This is a genomic window from Mycobacterium sp. NGS22 (genome assembly GCF_059813095.1).
In genome coordinates this window covers 103,837-123,583 of record NZ_JCALDY010000015.1, presented here as the reverse complement: position 1 = coordinate 123,583, position 19,747 = coordinate 103,837, and the positions used below count along the sequence as shown (strand labels likewise).

Genomic DNA, 19,747 nt, shown 5'->3' with positions numbered 1-19,747 from the left:
CCGCCACCGGCTCACCACGCCGCGGCCCCGGAAGCTTCGCCGCCTCCGCAGATAGTCGCGGCCGCGCCTGCGGTGGCGCCGGCGGTCACACCGCAACCCGTCGGCCCACTCCCCTCTTACGGCGCTGACCTGAGGCCACCGGTTTCGACGACCATCGCACCGCCGCCACCTCCCAGTCCGCCCACAGCCGTGTCGGCGGCTCCGACATCGGCGCCGGTGAATCCCTCGGCCGGCCAACCGGGCACGGGCCAGCCTGCGGTGGTGCGCCAGACCAGCGCCGCCAACGCCGCATCCGCACCACCTCCGTCGGGCACGGCAGTCGCGGCCCACGCCGTCGCCGCCACGGCGGCCGGAGCCGTCGTCGGCGCCGCATCAGCCGATGCCACCGCGCAAGCACGACTACAGCGCCTGGTCAACGCGGTCGCCCGTCAGCAACCCCTCCTTGCGTGGGCGGCCGGCGACTGCGCGGATCAAACCACCGTGCTGACAACGGATTTGGCGAGCGGCTGGATCCCTCCGGGCATTGAGCTGCCGTCCGCGGTGACCCTGCTGGCGCCAGCCCGACGCCGCGGCAACCTGGAAGCCTTGCTGGGCGATGTCACGCTCGCCGCCAGCTACACGCCAATTCATCACGTCGCCGACGACGACGAGCCACCTGCGATGTCGCCGCGACCACGATCCGCGCCTGAGGTCAACGAACTCGGCTGGGAACTCTGTCAGGCCACCCAGTGGCGAGACGGCCTCCCGCGACTGGCGCACACACTCGCGAAGGCAGTGACGGCGGGTACCGGGGTGCTGGACTCCGAAATCGACCTGCTGCGCCAGCATTTGAAGACGGTCAGCACTCAAGTCCTCGACAGCTACCCCGACGCCGTCGACCCACAGCACATCGGTAACTGGCAGCTGCTGGCTGCCATCGATGCGCTCATCGGCGGGGAAAAGGCCGTCGCCAACTATCACCTGGCTTGGTTCCTGACGGCACACCCGACAACGGTCCCGATTAAGCGGAGTCACAACTTGTCGCTGATAGCCGGTCAATCCAAAAACAAGTCCGGACAGTGACAGATGTGACAAAGTCCGGCGCCCAAATCAGACGCCACGCCTCATAAGTACATCCCCACCGGCGGTTCGGCTCGATACCGTCCGCTACCCAACTCAGCCAGCAGCGCCGCCGTACTCAAATTCCCACTCAGCACCGCGCGACGAACGATCTCGCGGATGTCGCTGCCGGTGGTGCGCTCGGGTAGCGCGGCCACGACCGCCACGGCGTCGACGTCGTCACCACCCGGCACCCCGCGGATCAGCGCGGCCAGGATCAGCGCGGCATCGGCACGATCCGGATAGCCGACCTCGACGATCGAGTCGAAACGGCCGGTGCGAATCGCCGCCTTGTCCAAGGTCGCGGCGTCGTTTGTGGATGCCAGCGTCAGGATGCGGGCCTCGGGCTTGATGTCCATGGCCTGCAACAGTTCTGAGAGTCCCCCGCCGCCGGTCGCGCGGTCCCGACACCACAAATCGACATCCTCCAACACCAGCAGCACCGGGCCACCGAGCCGCTGCGCCTCTTCCACCACTACGGTCAGCAATTCCGCACCGGCTCGCGCCTCGACGTAGATGACGGTGAAGTCACCGACCACTTCACGCGCCACAACCGCGCTCACGGCCGACTTGCCGGTCCCGGGCGGACCGCACAACAGCACTCCACGCCGCGCGCCGAGGCTGTGCGCGTTCAGCAGTGCGTGACGGTCGCGCACCGACGTCACGCCGAGCGCGACCTCAGTCCACACTTCGTCGCCGACGATCACGTTCTCGCGCGTCGCGGTCGAAGGCAGGTCAATCACCGACAAGCTCAACCCGTGCCGGTAACTGGCGCGCACGACCCGTCCTCGGTACGGGTTGAGTTGGTTGGCGCGTTCGGCGAGCCGGTCCAGCACCGCACGAGCCTGAGCCTGCTCGGCGGGCATCACATAAACGCCCACCGCGGCCGAACGCATCATGGTTTCGCGCGTCTCGATCTGCACCACGCAGCCCGTGTGGTCGAGCAACGTCCCAGTCGGGAAATGCACACGCAGACAAAGCGGATGGCGGTAGCGCTGCTCGCCGATCTCGGTTTGCGTCCACATCGGCGGATTCGCGTACTCCCCCGGGCCGATCTCGCAGACGCCCGTGAACTGATCGATCCGCTCCGCGAGCGCCAGCGCGGTCGTCAACCCGGACACCGCGTTCAGTTCGCGTTCTTCCTCCAGCAGATGCCCGCAGTCGGCCACGCCTAGGCAGCGCGCGGTGAATCGTTCGGCGGTTTCGGCAGTTTCGCGCTCCGTCGCACCGACCAACAGCTCGCCCAGCGCTCGCAACGCCGACCGCACACCGTATTCCAGTCCGTCGAGCCATGCGTTGACGTCGGCGATGGACCGGCGGTGCGGGCCAGTTCCGGCGGTGAAGTCGGTCAGTTCTTGGTAAGTGAGGTTCATCTGCTTCGTGATTGTTTCGGGGACAGCGCAACGGAGCAGGATCGCACCCGCAAAGGCGGACGGTCAATCGAATTTCTCAGGCCACCGGCACAATGACGAGCTCGTGGGGACGGTTGTTGACCGACATCGCGCCGTCGTCGGTCACCACCACGATGTCCTCGACGCGCGCACCCCACCGTCCCGGGAAGTAGATGCCCGGTTCGATCGAAAACGTCATGCCCGCAACCAATGGCAGATCGTTGCCGGCGACGATGTAGGGCTCTTCGTGTACGGACAGCCCGATGCCGTGCCCGGTGCGATGCACGAAATACTCGTCGAGCCCCGCCGAGGCCAATACATCGCGGGCGGCAGCGTCGACCTGTTCTGCTGTCACCCCCGGCCGCACGAAGTCGAACGCCGCCCGTTGAGCTCGTTGCAACACCGAATACTGTTGCGCCACTTCCGGACTGGGTTCACCGATGCTGTAGGTGCGGGTCGAGTCGGAATGGTAGCCGGGCTCGTAGGTGCCGCCGATGTCGACGACGACGATGTCGCCTACCGCCAATTCGCGGTCCGAATACCTGTGGTGGGGATCTGCACCGTGCGGCCCGGATCCGACGATGACGAACGCCACATCTGAATGCCCCTCGGCCACAATTGCTTTCGAGATATCGGCGGCAACGTCGGCTTCGGTCCGGCCCGGCACCAGAAACGACGGCACCCGGGCATGCACCCGGTCGATCGCCGCGCCGGCCTTGCGCAGCGCGTCGATCTCGGCCTCCCCCTTGACCATTCGCAGCTCGCGAAGCACATCCGTGGCCAACACGGGCATCACACCCAGCGCCGCAGCCAGCGGCAGCAGATGCAGCGCGGGCATGGAGTCGGTGACGGCCACCGCGGCCGGCTCCGACCCCAAAGCCTCACGCACCAACCGGTAGGGGTCGTCGCCGTCGACCCAGTCCCGCACATCCAGTCCCAATTCGGCCGCGGCCGAGCCCCGCAGCGACGCGAGTTCCAATCTCGGCAGCACTACCGTCGGGTCACCGACGGCCGGCAGCACCAAGGCGGTGAGCCGCTCGAACGTCTCCGCGCGTGAACCGAGCAGATACCGCAAGTCATACCCCGGACTGATCACCAACCCCGCCAGCCCGGCCCGAGCGGCCAATCCGGCGGCGGCGTCCAGGCGGCGGGCATAAACCGCGGCCTCGAATCGGTGAGAGTCCATGGCAGCCAAGGCTAACCGGACGGCCCTGGCAGGATTACCCGCATGTCCGCTCCCCTCGCGCTGCTGGACGGCGCCAGCATGTGGTTTCGCTCCTTCTTCGGGGTGCCGACCTCAATCAAGGCGCCCGACGGCCGCCCGGTCAACGCCGTCCGCGGGTTCATCGACTCGATGGCCGTGGTCATCACTCGACAGAAGCCGAGCCGGCTGGCGGTGTGCCTGGATCTGGATTGGCGCCCGCAGTGGAGGGTGGAGCTGATCCCGTCGTACAAGTCGCAGCGCGTCGCCATGGAAGAACCGGCCGGAGAGCCCGACGTCGAAGAAGTGCCCGACGAGCTGACACCGCAGGTCGAGATGATCATGGAGTTGCTGGACGCGTTCGGGATCCCGACGGCCGGCGCTCCGGGTTTCGAGGCCGACGACGTGGTGGGCACGCTGGCTTCCCGGGAACGAAAAGACCCGGTGGTGGTGGTCAGCGGGGACCGTGACCTGCTGCAGGTGGTTGCCGACGACCCCGTCTCGGTCCGGGTGCTCTACCTGGGCCGCGGTATGTCCAATGCCACCTTGTTCGGTCCCGCGGAGGTCGCCGAACAGTACGGAGTGCCGGTGGATCGGGCGGGGTCGGCCTACGCCGAACTCGCGCTACTGCGCGGAGATCCTTCCGACGGTCTGCCCGGTGTGCCCGGGGTGGGCCAGAAAACCGCAGCCACCCTGCTCGCCCAATACGGTTCGCTGGACCGGATCGTCGCTGCCGCCGCCGACCCGAAATCCAAGCTGGCCAAAGGACTTCGCGCGAAACTGCGTGATGCCGCCGACTACATCGAGGCCGCGGAAAAGGTGGTGCGCGTCGCCACCGACGCCCCCGTCACGCTGTCGGCACGCACCGACGAGCTGCCGCTGCACGCCAAAGACCCGAAACGCACCGCCGAACTGGCGACCCGCTACGGCGTCGGCTCTTCGGTCGCGCGACTGCAGAAGGCTCTGGACGCGCTGTAGTTACTGCGGCCGACCGACCTCGTAGGTGCCCTTGTCATCCTGGAACGTCACCGTGACGCGCTTTGATGCGCCGTCGATGCTGACCGTGCAGTCGAAGGTGCCGCCCTTCTTCACGGTCGGGTCAGAACCACCGTTGCACTTGACGTCTTTGACGTTCTTGGCGCCGTAACCGTTGGTTTCGTCAGTGAGAATTGACTGCACGCCGGAATTGGCTTTGTTCACGTCCAGCTTGGTGGTGACGAAGAACCCGGGCACCACGAACCCGAGTATCCCGATGACCACGATGAACAGCGCCGCGATGCCGCCGATCACACCGATAAGGAGACCTTTGGAGCGCTTGGGTCCTGGCTGGGCGTACGGCGCGGCCTGACCCGGGTACTGGGCGGGTTGCCCGTACTGCGGGCCCGTCTGACCGGGCTGCCCGTACTGAGGCTGACCGTACTGCGGCTGCTGCCCGTACTGGGGAGTCTGCCCGTACTGCGGAGTCGCGCCGAACTGGGTGGCTTGCGAATTGGGGTCGTAGCCGGGCTGCGCGTACTGCTGCGGATAGGCCTGGTCGGCTTGCTGCTGGTAGCCGGGATACTCCGCGGCCGGGTACGACTGGGCGTGCCAGGTCGCGTCCTGGTTCGGCTGCTGCTGCCAGGGCGACCCCGCCATCGTCGGGTCCGAGGAACCCTGGCCAGGCTGCTGCCACCTCGGGTCTGGTCCACTCATCGTCACTCCTCAGTCCGATTTGTGCTGGCCACACGCTGGGCCGGCGATCACGTCCGGATGTAACCGTAGCTTCGGCTTAGCCTACCCGGCGTCAACTGCGACGACGCCGCGCCGAACGTCATTGATAGCGCGCTTGGCTGTGGCCCGCACATCGGGGTCGGGCGCCGCGTTGCGAACCTGGTCGAGCAAGTCGAGCACCTGGCGGCACCAACGTACGAAGTCCCCTGCTGACAGCGGTGTTCCGGAGTCCGACACCGCCAACGCCGCCGCCAGGTCTCCGCTGCGCGCCCAACGGTAGACCACGCGGACGAAACCGTCGTCGGGTTCACGACTTTGAGTGATGCGATGGGTGTGTTCGTCGGCGCGCAACGCCGTCGACAACCGGGAAGTCTGCAACAGTGCCCGGCGCAATGCCGGCGTGGGCACGTCTGACGCGAACGGTGCGCCCGGGCCGTCACCGCCGCGCGCTTCGAACAGCACCGCCGACACGACCGCGGCCAACTCGGCCGGCTTCAGACCCGCCCACGCGCCGGTGCGCAGGCATTCGGCCACCAGCAGGTCGCTCTCGCTGTAGATGCGCGCCAGCAGTCGCCCGTCGTCGGTGACCTTGGGATCCGTGGTGGGGCCGGTGATGAACTCGCGCTCGGTGAGCAGCCCGACGATGCGGTCGAACGTGCGGGCCAGCGAGTTGGTGGCGGCGGCAACTTTGCGCTGCAGCTGCGCATTGTCGCGTTCGATGCGCAGGTAGCGTTCGGCCTGGCGGACCTGCTCATCCAGGCCCGCCGACTTGTGCAGCGGGTGGCGGCGCAGCTCCTCACGTAAGGAGGCCAGGTCGGGGTCGTAGTGCGCGTCGTCCTTGTCGCGACGGCCGGCAGGGATCGTCAGCCCCTCGGCGGCCGAGCGCAGCGCGGAGGCCAGGTCCCGACGCACCCGCGGCTGCCGGTGTTCGACCCGCTTGGGCAGTGTCATGGATCCGACGGGCGGCGTCGACCCGGAATAGTCGGCCGAGGAGATCCGCCCTGCCCAGCGATGTTCGGTCAGCACCAGCGGTCGCGGGTCGGAACTGTCGCGCGCCGACTCCAGCACCACGGCCAGCCCGCCGCGGCGTCCGTGGTTGATGTTGATGATGTCGCCGCGCTTCAGCGCGGCCAGCGCATCACTGGCAGCCTGCCGGCGGTGCAGCCGTGAGGCGCGGGCCTGGGAACGTTCGCGCTCGCCGATCTGCGCCCGCAGCCGGGTGTAGTCGAGTACCGACGCCTGGTGACCGCCGATCTCGGCGGCGATCTCGTCGAGCATTGCCTTGCCGCGTTCGATGCCGCGAACTATCCCGACGACCGACCGGTCGGCCTGATACTGGGCAAACGACTGCTCCAACAGTCGGTGCGCCTGCTCGGGGCCCAGCTGATGCACCAGGTTGATCGTCATGTTGTACGACGGCGCGAAGGAGCTGCGCAGCGGGAACGTGCGGGTGGAGGCCAAACCGGCCACCTCGGACGGCTCGACGTCCGGGTGCCAGAGCACGACCGCGTGGCCCTCGACGTCGATACCTCGCCGGCCCGCCCGGCCGGTCAGCTGGGTGTACTCCCCCGGCGTCAGCGGCACGTGCTGCTCGCCGTTGTACTTCACCAGCTTCTCCAGCACGACGGTCCGCGCCGGCATGTTGATGCCCAGAGCCAAGGTCTCAGTGGCGAAAACGGCTTTGACCAGGCCGGCGGTGAACAGTTCCTCCACGGTGTGACGGAACGCGGGCAACATGCCGGCGTGATGAGCCGCCAGCCCGCGCAGCAAACCCTCGCGCCACTCGTAGTAGCCGAGTACGGCCAGATCAGCGTCGGCCAGATCACCGCAGCGGTGTTCGATGACCTCGGCGATCTGCGCGCGCTCGGCCTCGGTGGTGAGCCGCAGCGGCGACCGCAGACATTGCTGGACGGCCGCGTCGCAGCCGACCCGGGAGAACACGAACGTGATCGCCGGCAGCAGTCCGGCGGAGTCCAGCGCGGCGATCACGTCGGGCCGGGCCGGCGGACGGTAGAAGCGGGGACGGGCGGGCCCGCGTCGCCGGGGCTGCCAGTCCGACATCCGGTCGGCCTCGCGGCGATGGGCGATGTGGCGCAACAGGTCCGGGTTGACGTGCGGTTTGTCCTTCTGGGTGTCCGAGCGGTAGTCGAACAGGTCGAACAACCGCTTGCCCACCAGGACGTGCTGCCACAGCGGCACCGGCCGGTGCTCGTCGACGACCACGGTGGTGTCCCCGCGCACGGTCTGGATCCAGCCGCCGAACTCCTCGGCGTTGCTCACTGTCGCCGACAGGCTGACCAGCCGCACCTCCTCGGGCAGGTGCAGGATGACTTCCTCCCACACCGGGCCGCGCATCCGGTCGGCCAGGAAATGCACCTCGTCCATCACGACGTGTGAAAGTCCTTGCAGCGCAGAAGAATTCGCGTAGAGCATGTTGCGCAGCACCTCGGTGGTCATCACCACCACCGGGGCGTCGGCGTTGACCGACAGGTCTCCGGTCAGCAGCCCGATCCGCTCCTTGCCGTAGCGGGCGGTGAGGTCGGAATGCTTCTGGTTGCTCAGCGCCTTCAGCGGCGTGGTGTAAAAGCATTTGCCGCCGGCGGCCAGCGCCAGGTGGACGGCGAACTCGCCGACGACCGTCTTGCCGGCGCCGGTCGGCGCACAGACCAGCACGCCGTGGCCGGCTTCGAGTGCGGCGCAGCCCCGCTTCTGGAAGTCGTCGAGCTGGAAGGAGAGCTCGGCGCTGAAGCGGTCCAGTTCGGTCATTTCGCACTCCGCGAGGGCGCCCAAAATGTCAGCCCCGCCGGCGTGTCGTCGTACATTTGGGCGCGCTCGCGGACGGAGCGGGCAGGAAGGTCAGGTGACGTCGTCATGCGTCCCGCCGAGCACCGAGGGCTCCGGTATCGGCTCGGGTTTGTCGATGACCGAGGCCTCGTCGTCGGGGATTGCTGCGGCTTCGCGCTTGGCCTTGCGCTTGTCGTGCAGTCGGGCGATCTGAATGGCGAACTCGAGCAGCACCGTCAGCGCCAATCCGAGCGCGGTCATCGAGAAGGGGTCCGAGCCGGGGGTGAAGATCGCCGCGAACAGGAACATGGTGAAGATCAGCCCGCGGCGCCACGCCTTGAGCCGCTCGTAGGTCAGCACGCCGGCGAAGTTGAGCATCACGATGAGCAGCGGGAATTCGAAGCTGACGCCGAACACCACCAGCAGGTTGATCAGGAAGCCGAAGTACCGGTCGCCGGAGAGCGCGGTGACCTGCACATCGCTGCCCACCGTCAACAAAAAGCTCAGCGCCTTGGACAACACCAGGTAGGCCAGCGCCGCTCCGGCCAAGAACAGCAGCGCCGCCGGAATCACGAACGCCACGGCGAAGCGGCGTTCCTTCTTGTAGAGACCAGGGGTGATGAAGGCCCACAGCTCGTAGAACCACACCGGGCAGGCCAGCACGATCCCGGCCGTCATCCCGACCTTGAGCCGCAGCATGAACTGGTCGAACGGCGCGGTGGCCAGCAGCCGGCACTGCCCGTCGGCGCTGATGCTGGCGCGCGCCGATTGCGGCAGCGCGCAGTACGGCTGCCGCAGCCACTCACCCAGGCTTTCCAGCCCGAAGATCGGGTGCGAGTACCAGATGAATCCGAAGGTGGTGGTGACCACGATCGCGGCCAGCGAAATCAGCAGCCGGGTGCGCAGTTCGGTGAGGTGATCGACCAGCGACATGGTCGCGTCGGGGTTGACGCGGCTGCGCCGATTGCGCGGATTGAGCCGTTTCAGAGGACCGAAGGCGCGCGCTGAAGCCCGGGAACCTTTCACCACATTCGGTCGACAGAGCCGCCGGGTTAGGCCGGCCGCGCCTCGGTGTGACCCTGCTCAGCGGCAGCCGGGGGATCGACGCGCTGCGATTGCACCGGCGTGGGGGTCTCGATGGCCGCGTCGGTCTTGTTCTCGCTCTGCATCTCGCGGACCTCGGATTTGAAGATCCGCAACGACTTGCCCAGCGAACGCGCCGCATCAGGGAGCCGCTTGGCACCGAACAGCACGATCACCACAACGGCCAGGATCAGCCAGTGCCACGGTTGAAGACTGCCCACTTTGATTACCTCCAGACGTTCGCCCCGATGTTACCGCAGGACAGGCCGCCCACCGGACCACGCGCACCGCGCGCCGCCGGCCACGGCGCTGTCAGCCCAGTTCAGCGGCCTGGTAGGCGTCCAGCGCCGCTGCCGCGGCCGCACGCACCCGCTGCGCGAGCGACTCGGGCGCCAGCACCGTCACCTCCGACCCGAATCCGAGCACCAACCGCGTCATCCAGTCGTCGGAGGCATAGGTCATCGTCGCCTCGCAGGACCCGTCGGGCAGTTCACGCACCTCACGCATCGGGTAGTACTCGAACATCCACGACACCGACGGCGCCACCAGCAGCGTCGCCGACGGCAACGACGGATCCCCGTCGAACAGCGACGTGTCCGGCGGCGACTGCAACGCCGGTTCGGGCGCGCGGGCGGCTTCGCCCAGGTCGGTGGCGTCGACGATGCGGTCGAACCGGAACAGCCGGACTCCCTCGGCTTCGCGTGACCACGCCTCCAGGTAGCTGTGGCCGCCGATCAGCAGGACCCGGATCGGGTCGACGACCCGCTGGGTCAGTGAATCGTGGGAGGCGGCGTAATAGTCGATGGTCAGCGCGTGCTGGTCGCGCACGGCGGCCCGCACCGCAGCCGCAGCGCGGCTCTCGATCGGTGCCGGTTCGTCGACGGCGGCGACGTTGGGTTCGTGCCCGACGGCTCCGGCGCCGGCCGCCGCCGCGATCTTGGCGATCGCGCTGCGCGCGGCCTGCGGATCGACCACACCGGGAATGTCGGCCAGCGCACGCAGCGCCACCAGCAAACCGGTCGCCTCGGGCGAGGTCAGCTTCAACGGCCGGTCGATGCCCGCCGAGAACGTCACTTTGACTGTGTCACCGGAGAACTCGAAGTCGATGAGATCGCCGGGAAGGTAGCCGGGCAGCCCGCACATCCAGAGTTGGTCGAGGTCAGTCTGGAGTTGCTTCTCGGACACACCGAGCTGGGCGGCGGCGTCGGCTTTGGTGATGCGCGGGTTGGCCAGCAGGTAGGGCACCATGTTGAGCAGCCGGATCAGGCGTTCGGAGATGGCCGTCATTCGTCGCCACCCCTCCCGGTCTGCGCCCGCAACCGGACCAGCACGTCTTCGCGCAACGACGCCGGCTCCAACACGATCGCGTCGGCTCCGTAGCCGGTGATGTCGCGCGCCAACCGGTCGCTGAACACGATGTCGATCTCGATCACGTCGCCGTCGCGGCCGGCCAAGCGGCGCTGCCCCACCAACCTGCCGGCGCGGCGCAACGCGGTGGCGCGGCCGTCGGCAACCCAGACGGTGGCGTGCGCGCCGGTCGGCGCTTCGGCGACGGCGGCGGCGACGATCCCGGGGAGGTCGACACCGTCGGGCACGGCCACGTCGCCTGGTTGCCCGATGGTCGTGACGCCGGGGCCGATGCGCGACAGTCGAAAGGTCCGGGTGGCGTCGCGGTCGCGGTCATGGCCGACGAGATACCAGCGGCCCCTGTCGGTGACGACGCCCCACGGTTCGACGGTGCGGGTGGCGTAGGGTTCGGCGCGCGACGGCCGGTGCGGGAATTGGACAGCCTGCCGAGATTCGATGGCGGACAACAGGATTCCGAGCACATCCTCCGAGCCGCGAAGTCCGGTGACGCCGGCCGGGCTGGCGATCGCCACCGGCACTCCCTTGTCTACGGGGTCGACGTCGACGCCGGCTGCACGCAGCTTGAGCAGCGCGCCCTGGGTGGCGGTGACCAGTTCCGGCGACTCCCACAGCTGCGTGGCCACCGCGACCGCGGCCGCCTCGGCGGGGGTCAGTTCGACTTCGGGCAGTGCGTAGGCCTCGCGGTTGATCCGGTACCCCTCGGTGGGGTCCAGGTTGGATACCCGGCCCACTTCGAGTGGGATGCCGAGGTCGCGCAGTTCGTTCTTGTCGCGCTCGAACATCCGGGAGAACGCCTCAGCGGTGGGGCTGTCGGAGTAGCCGGCGACGCTTGACCTGATCTTTTCGGCGGTGATGTACCCGCGCGTGGACAGCAGGGCGATGACGAGATTGACCAGGCGCTCGACTTTGGAAGTGGGCATCCGGTTAAGGGTTACATACTCGCGATCAGCCGCTTGACCCGCTCGTCGACCGCCCGGAACGGGTCCTTGCACAACACCGTGCGTTGCGCTTGGTCATTGAGCTTGAGATGCACCCAGTCCACGGTGAAGTCACGCCCGGCGGCCTGTGCTGCGCTGATGAACTCGCCGCGCAACCTGGCGCGGGTGGTCTGCGGCGGATGGTCGACGGCGTCGGCGATCTCCTCGTCGGTGGTCACCCGCGCGGCCAGACCCTTGCGCTGCAACAGGTCGAACACGCCGCGGCCGCGTTTGATGTCGTGGTAGGCCAGGTCCAGCTGCGCGATCTTGGGGTCGGACAGCTCCATGTTGTAGCGGTCCTGGTAGCGCTGGAAGAGCTTGCGCTTGATCACCCAGTCGATCTCGGTGTCCACCTTGGCGAAATCCTGGCTCTCGACGGCGTCGAGTTGGCGACCCCACAGGTCCACGACCTGCTCGATCTGCGCGTTGGGCTCGCGGGTCTGCAGGTGCTCGACGGCGCGGCTGTAGTACTCGCGCTGGATGTCCAGCGCACTGGCCTGACGGCCACCGGCCAGCCGGACCGGTCGCCGCCCGGTGACGTCGTGACTGACCTCGCGGATCGCGCGGATCGGGTTGTCCAACGAGAAGTCACGGAACGCCACGCCGGCTTCGATCATCTCCAGCACCAATGCGGCGGTGCCGACCTTGAGCATCGTGGTGGTCTCGGACATGTTGGAGTCGCCCACGATGACGTGTAGCCGTCGGTACTTCTCGGCGTCGGCGTGCGGCTCGTCGCGGGTGTTGATGATCGGACGGGATCGGGTCGTCGCGCTGGAGACGCCCTCCCAAATGTGTTCGGCGCGTTGGGAAAGGCAGAAGGTGGCCGCCTTCGGCGTCTGCAGCACCTTGCCGGCCCCGCAGATCAGCTGACGGGTGACCAGGAACGGCAGCAGCACATCGGAGATGCGCGAGAACTCGCCGGCGCGCACGATCAGATAGTTCTCGTGGCAGCCGTAGGAGTTGCCCGCCGAGTCGGTGTTGTTCTTGAACAGGTAGATGTCGCCACCGATGCCTTCGTCGGCGAGGCGCTGCTCGGCGTCGACCAGTAGGTCTTCGAGCACCCATTCCCCCGCGCGGTCGTGGGTGACAAGTTGCACCAAGCTGTCGCATTCGGCGGTGGCGTACTCGGGATGGCTTCCCACGTCGAGGTAGAGACGGGCGCCGTTGCGGAGGAACACGTTGGAGCTGCGCCCCCACGACACCACCCGGCGGAACAGATAGCGGGCCACCTCGTCCGGGCTGAGTCGACGATGCCCGTGGAAGGTGCAGGTGACACCGAACTCGGTCTCGATGCCCATGATTCGTCGCTGCACAGTTCGAGGGTACTTGCTGTCCGACAGCGACGGTGAGCAAGCCGCGCAGTGCAGCCACGGGTTTTGTCTTGCCCGGCGCAAATTGCCGCGGTTTCCGGTGGCGGTAGGTATCGTGATGCCGAATCGAAAAGTTCGGCTCCTCGAAAAATCTCCGTCCACGGCCCGGTCGGGAGGTGCTGTTTGATTGTCAGCACCGGGTGCCCGGTGACTGCCCCGTTGTTCATATCCGCGCCGCCGGAGGTGCACTCAGCGCTGCTGAGCGAGGGCCCGGGGCCCGCGGCGTTGCTGGCGGCGGCGGCGGCATGGAATTCGCTGAGCGTCGAATACGCCACGGCCGCCGAAGAACTGACCGGGCTGATCGCATCGCTTGCCTGGGATGGGGCGGGCGCCCAATCCTGCGTGGCGGCTCACGTGCCCTATGCGGCGTGGTTGCTGGACGCGAGCGTCGACAGCGCAGCGATCGCCGCGCAGCACGAGACGGCGGCCACGGCCTACGTCGCCGCGCTGGCAACGATGCCGACCCTGGCCGAGTTGGCCGCCAACCACGTCACCCATGCCGCGCTGGTCGCGACGAATTTCTTCGGGATCAACACGATCCCGATCGCGTTCAACGAGGCCGACTACGTGCGGATGTGGATCCAGGCCGCCACCACGATGACCGTCTACCAGGCCAGCGCGGAGGCGGCGCTCACCTCGACTCCGCAGCCGGTCCCGGCGCCGCGAATCCTGGCAGCACCGGCAGCGACGCTGGATCCCGGGCGAATGTTCTTCAACGCGTTCCAATCGTTCCTGCTCGACCTCGGAGTCAACCCGCTGTTCCGTAACCCGTTGGTTTCCAACGCACTTACCGATCTCATCGCGGACCTGCTGGAGAACTTCGGCATCTACTGGGACCCCGCGACCGGCATGCTCAACGGTCTGGGCTACGAGTACTACGCCGACGCGACCCAGCCGATGTGGTACGTCGCCCGGGGACTCGAACTCATCGGGGACTCGATGCAGATGACGCAGAACCCCGCCCAGGCGCTGCAGTATTTCGTCGCCCTGTCCGTGTTCGACTGGCCCACTCACATCGCCCAACTCGGAAACGCGCTGACCCAAGCCCCGCTGCTGCTGGCAGCTGTCGGGGGTGCGATGACGGTCCCCGCGACGGGCGCGGGCGCGCTCACGGGTCTCGCCGGGCTGGCGGGCTTATCGCACCCGGCCACCGCGGCCGCGCCGGTGCCCATCAGCACGGCGCCGGACTCCTGGCCGGTCGCAGGCATGAACTCTCCCGTGACGGCATTCGCGTCGGCTCCTGGAACCGCGCCCACACCCGGTCCGGCCCCTTCGACCGTGTCGACCGCCGCTTCCCCACCGCCGGCGCCGCCGTCGCCTCCGGCGGGTTTCATGGCGCCCTATGCAGTGGGTCCGCCCGGCATCGGCTTTGATTCCGGGATGGCCTCTGGCCTGAGCGCTCAGGCCAAGAGGAAGGCACCCGAGCCCGACACCGCAGCCGTCGCGGCGCAGTCACCGGCCGCGAGTCGCCGGCAGGCCCGGGCGCGACAGCGCAAGCGGACAACGCAGCGTCATTACGGCGACGAGTTCATGGATATGGATGTCCCGGTCGATCCCGATTGGGCGGGGCCAGAGCGCGACGAACCCGACACACCCACGGCCTCACACCAGGGTGTCGGCCACCTCGGATTGGCTGGGACAGTAAGCCGTGATACCGGGGCCGACGTCGCGGGATTGACGACGTTGACCGGCGACGGATTCGGCGGCGGGCCCACTGAGCCGATGGTGCCGAGCACTTGGCGGTGACGGCGGTTGCGCGGCGTCCGGCCGTCAGTTGCGGGGAACTCAGTCCGCCGAATCGCCCTCGGACTCGGATCCCTCTGCTGGCCCATCCGAATCGTCCGAAGCGGGTTCCTGCAGCAGTGATTCCAGCGTCGAACGGTTGATCCGGCGGAACGCGCGCCGAGGCCGGTTGGCGTCCAGGATCGCCACTTCCAGGCTGGCCACGCCGACGCTGGACTGGCCGTTGCTGCTGGCGTCCGCGCTGCCCGCGCGCAACGCCTCGACCGCGATCCGCAGCGCGTCGGGCAGGTCGGCGTTCTCGGTGAAAGACTCCTTGAGCGCGTTGGTGATCGGCTCGGTGGTGCCGCCCATCACCACGAAGTGCGGCTCGTCGGCGATCGACCCGTCGTAGGTGATCCGGTAGAGCTCGGGGGCCTTCGTCTCGCCGTAGTGCGCCACCTCGGCCACACACAACTCGACCTCGTAGGGCTTGGCCTGCTCGGTGAAGATGCTGCCCAGTGTCTGGGCGTAGACGTTGGCGAGCTGGCGGCCGGTGACGTCGCGACGGTCGTAGGCGTAGCCGCGGGTGTCGGCGAACTGGATTCCGCCGCGGCGCAGGTTGTCGAACTCGTTGAATTTGCCGGCGGCGGCGAACCCCACCCGATCGTATAGTTCGCTGATCTTCTGCAGTGAGCGTGACGGGTTTTCCGCGACGAACAGCACGCCGTCGGCGTAGGCGAGCGCGACCACGCTGCGCCCCCGGGCGATACCTTTGCGCGCGAGCTCGCTGCGCTCGCGCATCGCCTGTTCCGGCGAGATGAAATACGGAAAGCTCACTTCTCACCACCATCGGGGCCGAAAGTGTCGGCGCGCGAGCGGCTCTCGATGACCTCGCGGGCCAACTCGGCGATGCGTCGCTCCGGGATGTCCAGCGCACCGTCGGCGTCGATGGTGACCGCGGTCGGATAGATACCGCGCACCAGATCCGGTCCGCCGGTGGCCGAGTCGTCGTCGGCTGCGTCGTAAAGCGCTTCCACGGCCACCCGCAACGCCGAATCGGCGTCGGCGACTTGCGAATACAGCTTCTTGATCGACGACTTGGCGAAGATCGAGCCCGAGCCCACCGACTGATAGCCCTCTTCCTCGATGTTCCAGCCGCCGGCGGCGTCGAAGGAGACGATGCGACCTGCCGATTCGGGGTCGCCGGCGTGGATGTCGTAGCCGACCAGCAGCGGCAGGGCCACCAGACCCTGCATCGCGGCGGGCAGGTTGCCGCGCACCATGATCGCCAGCCGGTTGACCTTGCCGGCGAACGTCAGCGGCACCCCTTCGAGCTTCTCGTAGTGTTCGAGTTCGACGGCGTAAAGACGGGCGAACTCGACGGCGATCGCCGCGGTGCCCGCGATGCCGGTGGCGGTGTAGTCGTCGGTGATGTAGACCTTGCGCACGTCACGGCCGGCGATCATGTTGCCCTGCGTCGAGCGGCGGTCACCGGCGATCAGGACGCCGCCGGGGTATTTCAGGGCGACGATGGTGGTGCCGTGCGGCAGCTGGTCGCCGACGGTCGCGCCGCTGATGCTGGCCGGAAGCAACTCCGGAGCCTGGCGCCGTAGGAAGTCGGCGAAAGACGACAGGTCTACACCTGATGTACCGGAGAGTGCTGGGTTGATGGGTAGGCGGTCGGGCAACTGCCAGGTCACTGGCCGCCCTTTTGGACGTATGCCCGCACGAAGTCCTCGGCGTTCTCTTCCAGGACGTCGTCGATCTCGTCGAGCAGATCGTCGGTGTCTTCAGTCAGCTTCTCCCGGCGCTCCTGGCCCGCGGCCGCCGCGCCGGTGATGTCGTCGTCATCGCCGCCGCCACCGCCACGTTTGGTCTGCTCCTGCGCCATCGCCGCCTCCTGCTCCCTCACGGGCAGTCGCCCGTTGGCTTTTTTCTACCCTACCGGTCACGACCGACATCTCGTCGGCCTAACAACCCTCAGCTGGTCAGTTGTTCCACCAGTTCCGCGGCGCTGTCCACCGAATCCAGCAGTGCGCCCACGTGCGCTTTACTGCCTCGCAGCGGCTCCAAGGTCGGGATCCGCACCAGCGAATCACCACCCAGATCGAAAATCACCGAATCCCAGCTGGCCGCGGCGATGTCGGCGCCGAACCGGCGCAGGCATTCGCCACGGAAGTACGCGCGGGTGTCGGTCGGCGGGTTGTCGACCGCTTCGAGCACCTGGTGCTCGCTGACCAGACGCTTCATCGATCCTCGCGCCACCAGGCGGTTGTACAGGCCTTTGTCGAGTCGCACGTCGGAGTACTGCAGGTCCACCAGGTGCAGGCGGGGTGCCGACCAGCTCAGGTTTTCGCGCTGCCGGAAACCTTCCAGCAGCCGCAGCTTGGCCGGCCAATCCAGCAACTCGGCGCACTCCATCGGGTCACGCTCGAGCAGGTCCAGGGCGTGCGCCCAGGTCTCCACGACATGCGAGGCGCGCGGATCCGGGTCGCGGCTGTCGACCAGTTTGGCCACCCGGTCGAGGTAAATCCGTTGCAGCGCAAGGCCGGTGAGTTCCCTGCCATCGACCAGCGCCACGGTTTGACGCAGCGACGGGTCCCGGCTGATCGCGTGCACCGCATGCACCGGGCGCGCCAGCGCGAGGTCGCTGAGGTCGACACCTTCCTCGATCAGGTCGAGCGCCAGCGCGGTGGTGCCCAACTTCAGATAGGTCGAGGTCTCGGCGAGGTTGGCGTCGCCGATGATGACGTGCAGTCGCCGGTACCGGTCGGCGTCGGCGTGCGGTTCGTCGCGGGTGTTGATGATGCCGCGTTTGAGGGTGGTCTCCAGGCCCACCTCGACCTCGATGTAGTCCGAGCGCTGCGAGAGCTGGAAACCGGGCTCGTCGCCGGACGGGCCGACGCCGACGCGACCGGATCCGGTCACCACCTGCCTGGAAACCAGGAACGGGGTCAGGCCCGCGATGATCGCCGAGAACGGTGTCTGGCGGCTCATCAGGTAGTTTTCGTGCGACCCGTACGAGGCGCCCTTGCCGTCGACGTTGTTCTTGTACAGCTGCAGTTTCGCGGCGCCGGGCACGCTTGCGACATGCCGGGCGGCGGCCTCCATCACCCGCTCGCCCGCCTTGTCCCAGATCACCGCGTCCATCGGATCGGTGCATTCGGGCGCGGAGTACTCCGGATGCGCGTGGTCGACGTAGAGCCGCGCTCCGTTGGTCAGGATCATGTTGGCCGCGCCGACCTCGTCGGCGTCGACCACCGGCGGGGGGCCGGCCGAGCGGCTCAGGTCGAAGCCGCGGGCGTCGCGCAGCGGCGACTCGACCTCGTAGTCCCAGCGGGTCCGCTTGGCGCGCTGGATGCCGGCGGCCGCGGCATAGGCCAGAACGGCCTGCGTCGATGTGAGGATCGGGTTGGCGGTCGGGTCCGACGGCGAGGAGATGCCGTATTCGACCTCCGTCCCGATAATCCGTTGCATGCCTTGAGCTTAGGCGGGTCGACGATGCAGCCCCGGCCGGGGCTGCTGAGGAGGCCGCGGCTGGGGTGCTCGATTAGCGGGCTGGGCGCTCGATTAGCGGGCTGGGCGCTCGGTTAGCGGGCTGGGCGTCGAGTGTGAACTCAGGGACTCGAGCGTGAACTCAGGGACTTGAGCGTGAACTCAGGGACTTGAGCGTGAACTCAGGGACTTGAGAGTGCAGCTACGGTGGCCTGGGGGGCGAAATCCCGCCCAGGCTTCACCCGCAAAGCCTGGGCTTCACCCGCAACGCCCAGGCTTCACCCGCGGAAGCCCCGCGTTCAAACTGGAGACGCTGAGCGCCACACTCCACCGGACTAATTCGCGGATCGGCGAGCGTCCCGAGGTTAAGGTGAGCCGTCATGGGCCCCTCATCGGCCACGGACGAGGCGGAAAGCTGGTTCTTGGCGCGCGGTCTGCCGTCGGTGCTCACGACACGCGGCCGGTGGCGCCGACTGTGGTCGCGGTCGGCCCCGATGTTGACTGCCAACGCGACGCTGCACTGCTGGACCGTGCCGGTCCTGCTTGTCACCGAAGGCAAAGACGTCGTGATCGACGGCGCGCCGTCACCGCGGGAATGGGTCCTCCTGCTGCTCATCGTGCTCGCTCCGATAGCAATGACGACCATCGGGTGGCTGGTATCCCGCATATCGAACGGTCGTTATCGGGCATTGGCGTCCACGGTGGCGATGACGATCATCGGTGTCGTCATCGTCGTCGGAGCGAACCCTGCACACCTTTTGAATGCCGTCGGCGCCGCGGGGGTCCTGATGCTGCTGACCGGCTGCGGCGTCGGGTCGGTGGCGGGCTGGTCGGCGCGCATGACGCTCAGTCACTTCGCGACCATCGGGGGTCTTGCCGTCCGGGCATTACCGGTGGTGCTGTTGACCACGTTGGTGTTCTTCAACGGCAACGTCTGGCTGATGTCGGCCACGATCAGCGCCGAACGCCTGGCGTTGGCGATGCTGTTCCTGGTCGGTATCGCGGCCGCGTTCGTCGTGTCGGCGACGGCCGAGCGGGTCAGACCGATGCTGCGGACGCATGCGGCGGGTCCTACCGCATCGGAGTACCTGGTCGACACACCTTTCGAGACCATGCCGGACCCGCCGAGCAGTCCCCCGCTGAGCCGCACAGAGCGCGCCAATGTGGTCTTCGTGCTGGCGGCCTCACAGCTGGCGCAGATCACGGTCGTTGCGGTGCTGACTGCGGCAATATACGTGACACTCGGGCTCATCGTGCTCACGCCACAGCTGTTGAAGGAATGGGCGCACACCGCCTCGGACAACGCCACCATCTTGGGCCTGACCGTCCCCGTCCCGGACGCCTTGATCCATCTGTGCCTGTTCCTGGGCGCGCTGACGTTCATGTACATCAGCGCCCGCTCGGCCGGTGACGACGATTATCGCTCCACGTTCGTCGACCCGCTGATCGACGATCTGCGCGCGACGCTGACGGCCCGCAATCGCTACCGTAGCCGCGTGCGAACGCGCCGGTGACCATTGTTGACGCCGCTGACCTGGGTGATTAGGT

Annotated in this window: 17 protein-coding genes and 1 pseudogene; 4 read left to right on the top strand and 14 right to left on the bottom strand. The window is 67.6% G+C overall.

What is annotated here, in order from left to right; translation table 11 throughout:
* Positions 1-116: 116 nt before the first annotated feature.
* Complete coding sequence (locus tag AC5Y47_RS16305; protein WP_499945154.1) at positions 117-386, bottom strand: hypothetical protein; 270 nt, start codon at positions 384-386, stop codon at positions 117-119.
* Positions 387-408: 22 nt separating this feature from the next.
* Here AC5Y47_RS16305 and AC5Y47_RS16300 point away from each other — a divergent pair, with 22 nt between their 5' ends.
* Positions 409-1,062 (top strand): DUF5631 domain-containing protein, encoded by a 654-nt coding sequence (locus AC5Y47_RS16300; protein ID WP_499945152.1) that lies wholly within the window; start codon positions 409-411, stop codon positions 1,060-1,062.
* A gap of 41 nt (positions 1,063-1,103) precedes the next feature.
* Here AC5Y47_RS16300 and AC5Y47_RS16295 read toward each other — a convergent pair whose 3' ends face one another.
* The gene (locus AC5Y47_RS16295) at positions 1,104-2,471 is read right to left on the bottom strand and encodes an ATP-binding protein (protein ID WP_499945115.1); all 1,368 of its coding nucleotides are present in this window, start codon (positions 2,469-2,471) and stop codon (positions 1,104-1,106) included.
* A 76-nt stretch (positions 2,472-2,547) separates the two neighbouring features.
* A complete protein-coding gene (locus AC5Y47_RS16290) occupies positions 2,548-3,675 on the bottom strand; it encodes a M24 family metallopeptidase (protein WP_499945113.1) in 1,128 nt (375 codons plus the stop codon).
* A 42-nt stretch (positions 3,676-3,717) separates the two neighbouring features.
* Between AC5Y47_RS16290 and AC5Y47_RS16285 the strand changes: the two genes are divergently transcribed.
* Positions 3,718-4,668: a 5'-3' exonuclease gene (locus AC5Y47_RS16285; protein WP_499945110.1), complete on the top strand. Its 951-nt coding sequence runs from the start codon at positions 3,718-3,720 to the stop codon at positions 4,666-4,668.
* Here AC5Y47_RS16285 and AC5Y47_RS16280 read toward each other — a convergent pair whose 3' ends face one another.
* The 7 genes from AC5Y47_RS16280 to pafA all read right to left on the bottom strand — a co-directional run bounded on the left by AC5Y47_RS16280 (position 4,669) and on the right by pafA (position 12,925).
* Entirely contained in the window at positions 4,669-5,382 is a 714-nt protein-coding gene (locus AC5Y47_RS16280; RefSeq protein WP_499945108.1) for a DUF4333 domain-containing protein, read from the bottom strand.
* 81 nt (positions 5,383-5,463) lie between these two features.
* Complete coding sequence (locus tag AC5Y47_RS16275; RefSeq protein ID WP_499945106.1) at positions 5,464-8,166, bottom strand: DEAD/DEAH box helicase; 2,703 nt, start codon at positions 8,164-8,166, stop codon at positions 5,464-5,466.
* 90 nt (positions 8,167-8,256) lie between these two features.
* Positions 8,257-9,117, bottom strand: coding sequence for a twin-arginine translocase subunit TatC (gene tatC, locus AC5Y47_RS16270; RefSeq protein ID WP_499945105.1), 861 nt, complete (start codon positions 9,115-9,117; stop codon positions 8,257-8,259).
* A 119-nt stretch (positions 9,118-9,236) separates the two neighbouring features.
* On the bottom strand, positions 9,237-9,488 hold the full coding sequence (tatA, locus tag AC5Y47_RS16265) for a Sec-independent protein translocase subunit TatA (RefSeq protein ID WP_499945103.1): 252 nt from the start codon (positions 9,486-9,488) through the stop codon (positions 9,237-9,239).
* 91 nt (positions 9,489-9,579) lie between these two features.
* Positions 9,580-10,554, bottom strand: coding sequence for a helix-turn-helix transcriptional regulator (locus AC5Y47_RS16260; RefSeq protein ID WP_499945101.1), 975 nt, complete (start codon positions 10,552-10,554; stop codon positions 9,580-9,582).
* Complete coding sequence (locus AC5Y47_RS16255) at positions 10,551-11,555, bottom strand: helix-turn-helix transcriptional regulator (protein ID WP_499945100.1); 1,005 nt, start codon at positions 11,553-11,555, stop codon at positions 10,551-10,553. Before AC5Y47_RS16255 ends, AC5Y47_RS16260 begins: the two co-directional genes overlap by 4 nt.
* Before the next feature lie 11 nt (positions 11,556-11,566).
* Complete coding sequence (pafA, locus tag AC5Y47_RS16250) at positions 11,567-12,925, bottom strand: Pup--protein ligase (protein WP_499945096.1); 1,359 nt, start codon at positions 12,923-12,925, stop codon at positions 11,567-11,569.
* Between the two features lie 204 nt (positions 12,926-13,129).
* On the opposite strand from pafA, the gene AC5Y47_RS16245 reads away from it, so the two are divergent.
* On the top strand, positions 13,130-14,728 hold the full coding sequence (locus AC5Y47_RS16245; RefSeq protein WP_499945094.1) for a PPE family protein: 1,599 nt from the start codon (positions 13,130-13,132) through the stop codon (positions 14,726-14,728).
* 39 nt (positions 14,729-14,767) lie between these two features.
* On the opposite strand, the gene prcA is transcribed toward AC5Y47_RS16245, so the two are convergent.
* The 4 genes from prcA to dop all read right to left on the bottom strand — a co-directional run bounded on the left by prcA (position 14,768) and on the right by dop (position 18,181).
* The gene (prcA, locus tag AC5Y47_RS16240) at positions 14,768-15,541 is read right to left on the bottom strand and encodes a proteasome subunit alpha (RefSeq protein ID WP_499945092.1); all 774 of its coding nucleotides are present in this window, start codon (positions 15,539-15,541) and stop codon (positions 14,768-14,770) included.
* Complete coding sequence (gene prcB, locus AC5Y47_RS16235; RefSeq protein WP_499945091.1) at positions 15,538-16,404, bottom strand: proteasome subunit beta; 867 nt, start codon at positions 16,402-16,404, stop codon at positions 15,538-15,540. The genes prcA and prcB overlap by 4 nt, the downstream gene beginning before the upstream one ends.
* Entirely contained in the window at positions 16,401-16,595 is a 195-nt protein-coding gene (locus AC5Y47_RS16230) for a ubiquitin-like protein Pup (protein ID WP_499945090.1), read from the bottom strand. Before AC5Y47_RS16230 ends, prcB begins: the two co-directional genes overlap by 4 nt.
* 89 nt (positions 16,596-16,684) lie before the next feature.
* Positions 16,685-18,181, bottom strand: coding sequence for a pup deamidase/depupylase (gene dop, locus AC5Y47_RS16225; RefSeq protein WP_499945088.1), 1,497 nt, complete (start codon positions 18,179-18,181; stop codon positions 16,685-16,687).
* A gap of 398 nt (positions 18,182-18,579) precedes the next feature.
* On the opposite strand from dop, the pseudogene AC5Y47_RS16220 reads away from it, so the two are divergent.
* Positions 18,580-19,745: pseudogene (locus AC5Y47_RS16220) on the top strand (hypothetical protein).
* Positions 19,746-19,747 lie beyond the last annotated feature (2 nt).

Bases quoted from the DNA above. Each gene is read 5' to 3' on its own strand.
- AC5Y47_RS16295 (WP_499945115.1), bottom strand. From the start codon at position 2,471: ATGAACCTCACTTACCAAGAACTGACCGACTTCACCGCCGGAACTGGC.
- AC5Y47_RS16290 (WP_499945113.1), bottom strand. From the start codon at position 3,675: ATGGACTCTCACCGATTCGAGGCCGCGGTTTATGCCCGCCGCCTGGAC.
- AC5Y47_RS16285 (WP_499945110.1), top strand. From the start codon at position 3,718: ATGTCCGCTCCCCTCGCGCTGCTGGACGGCGCCAGCATGTGGTTTCGC.
- AC5Y47_RS16280 (WP_499945108.1), bottom strand. From the start codon at position 5,382: ATGAGTGGACCAGACCCGAGGTGGCAGCAGCCTGGCCAGGGTTCCTCG.
- AC5Y47_RS16275 (WP_499945106.1), bottom strand. From the start codon at position 8,166: ATGACCGAACTGGACCGCTTCAGCGCCGAGCTCTCCTTCCAGCTCGAC.
- tatC (WP_499945105.1), bottom strand. From the start codon at position 9,117: ATGTCGCTGGTCGATCACCTCACCGAACTGCGCACCCGGCTGCTGATT.
- AC5Y47_RS16260 (WP_499945101.1), bottom strand. From the start codon at position 10,554: ATGACGGCCATCTCCGAACGCCTGATCCGGCTGCTCAACATGGTGCCC.
- AC5Y47_RS16255 (WP_499945100.1), bottom strand. From the start codon at position 11,555: ATGCCCACTTCCAAAGTCGAGCGCCTGGTCAATCTCGTCATCGCCCTG.
- AC5Y47_RS16230 (WP_499945090.1), bottom strand. From the start codon at position 16,595: ATGGCGCAGGAGCAGACCAAACGTGGCGGTGGCGGCGGCGATGACGAC.
- dop (WP_499945088.1), bottom strand. From the start codon at position 18,181: ATGCAACGGATTATCGGGACGGAGGTCGAATACGGCATCTCCTCGCCG.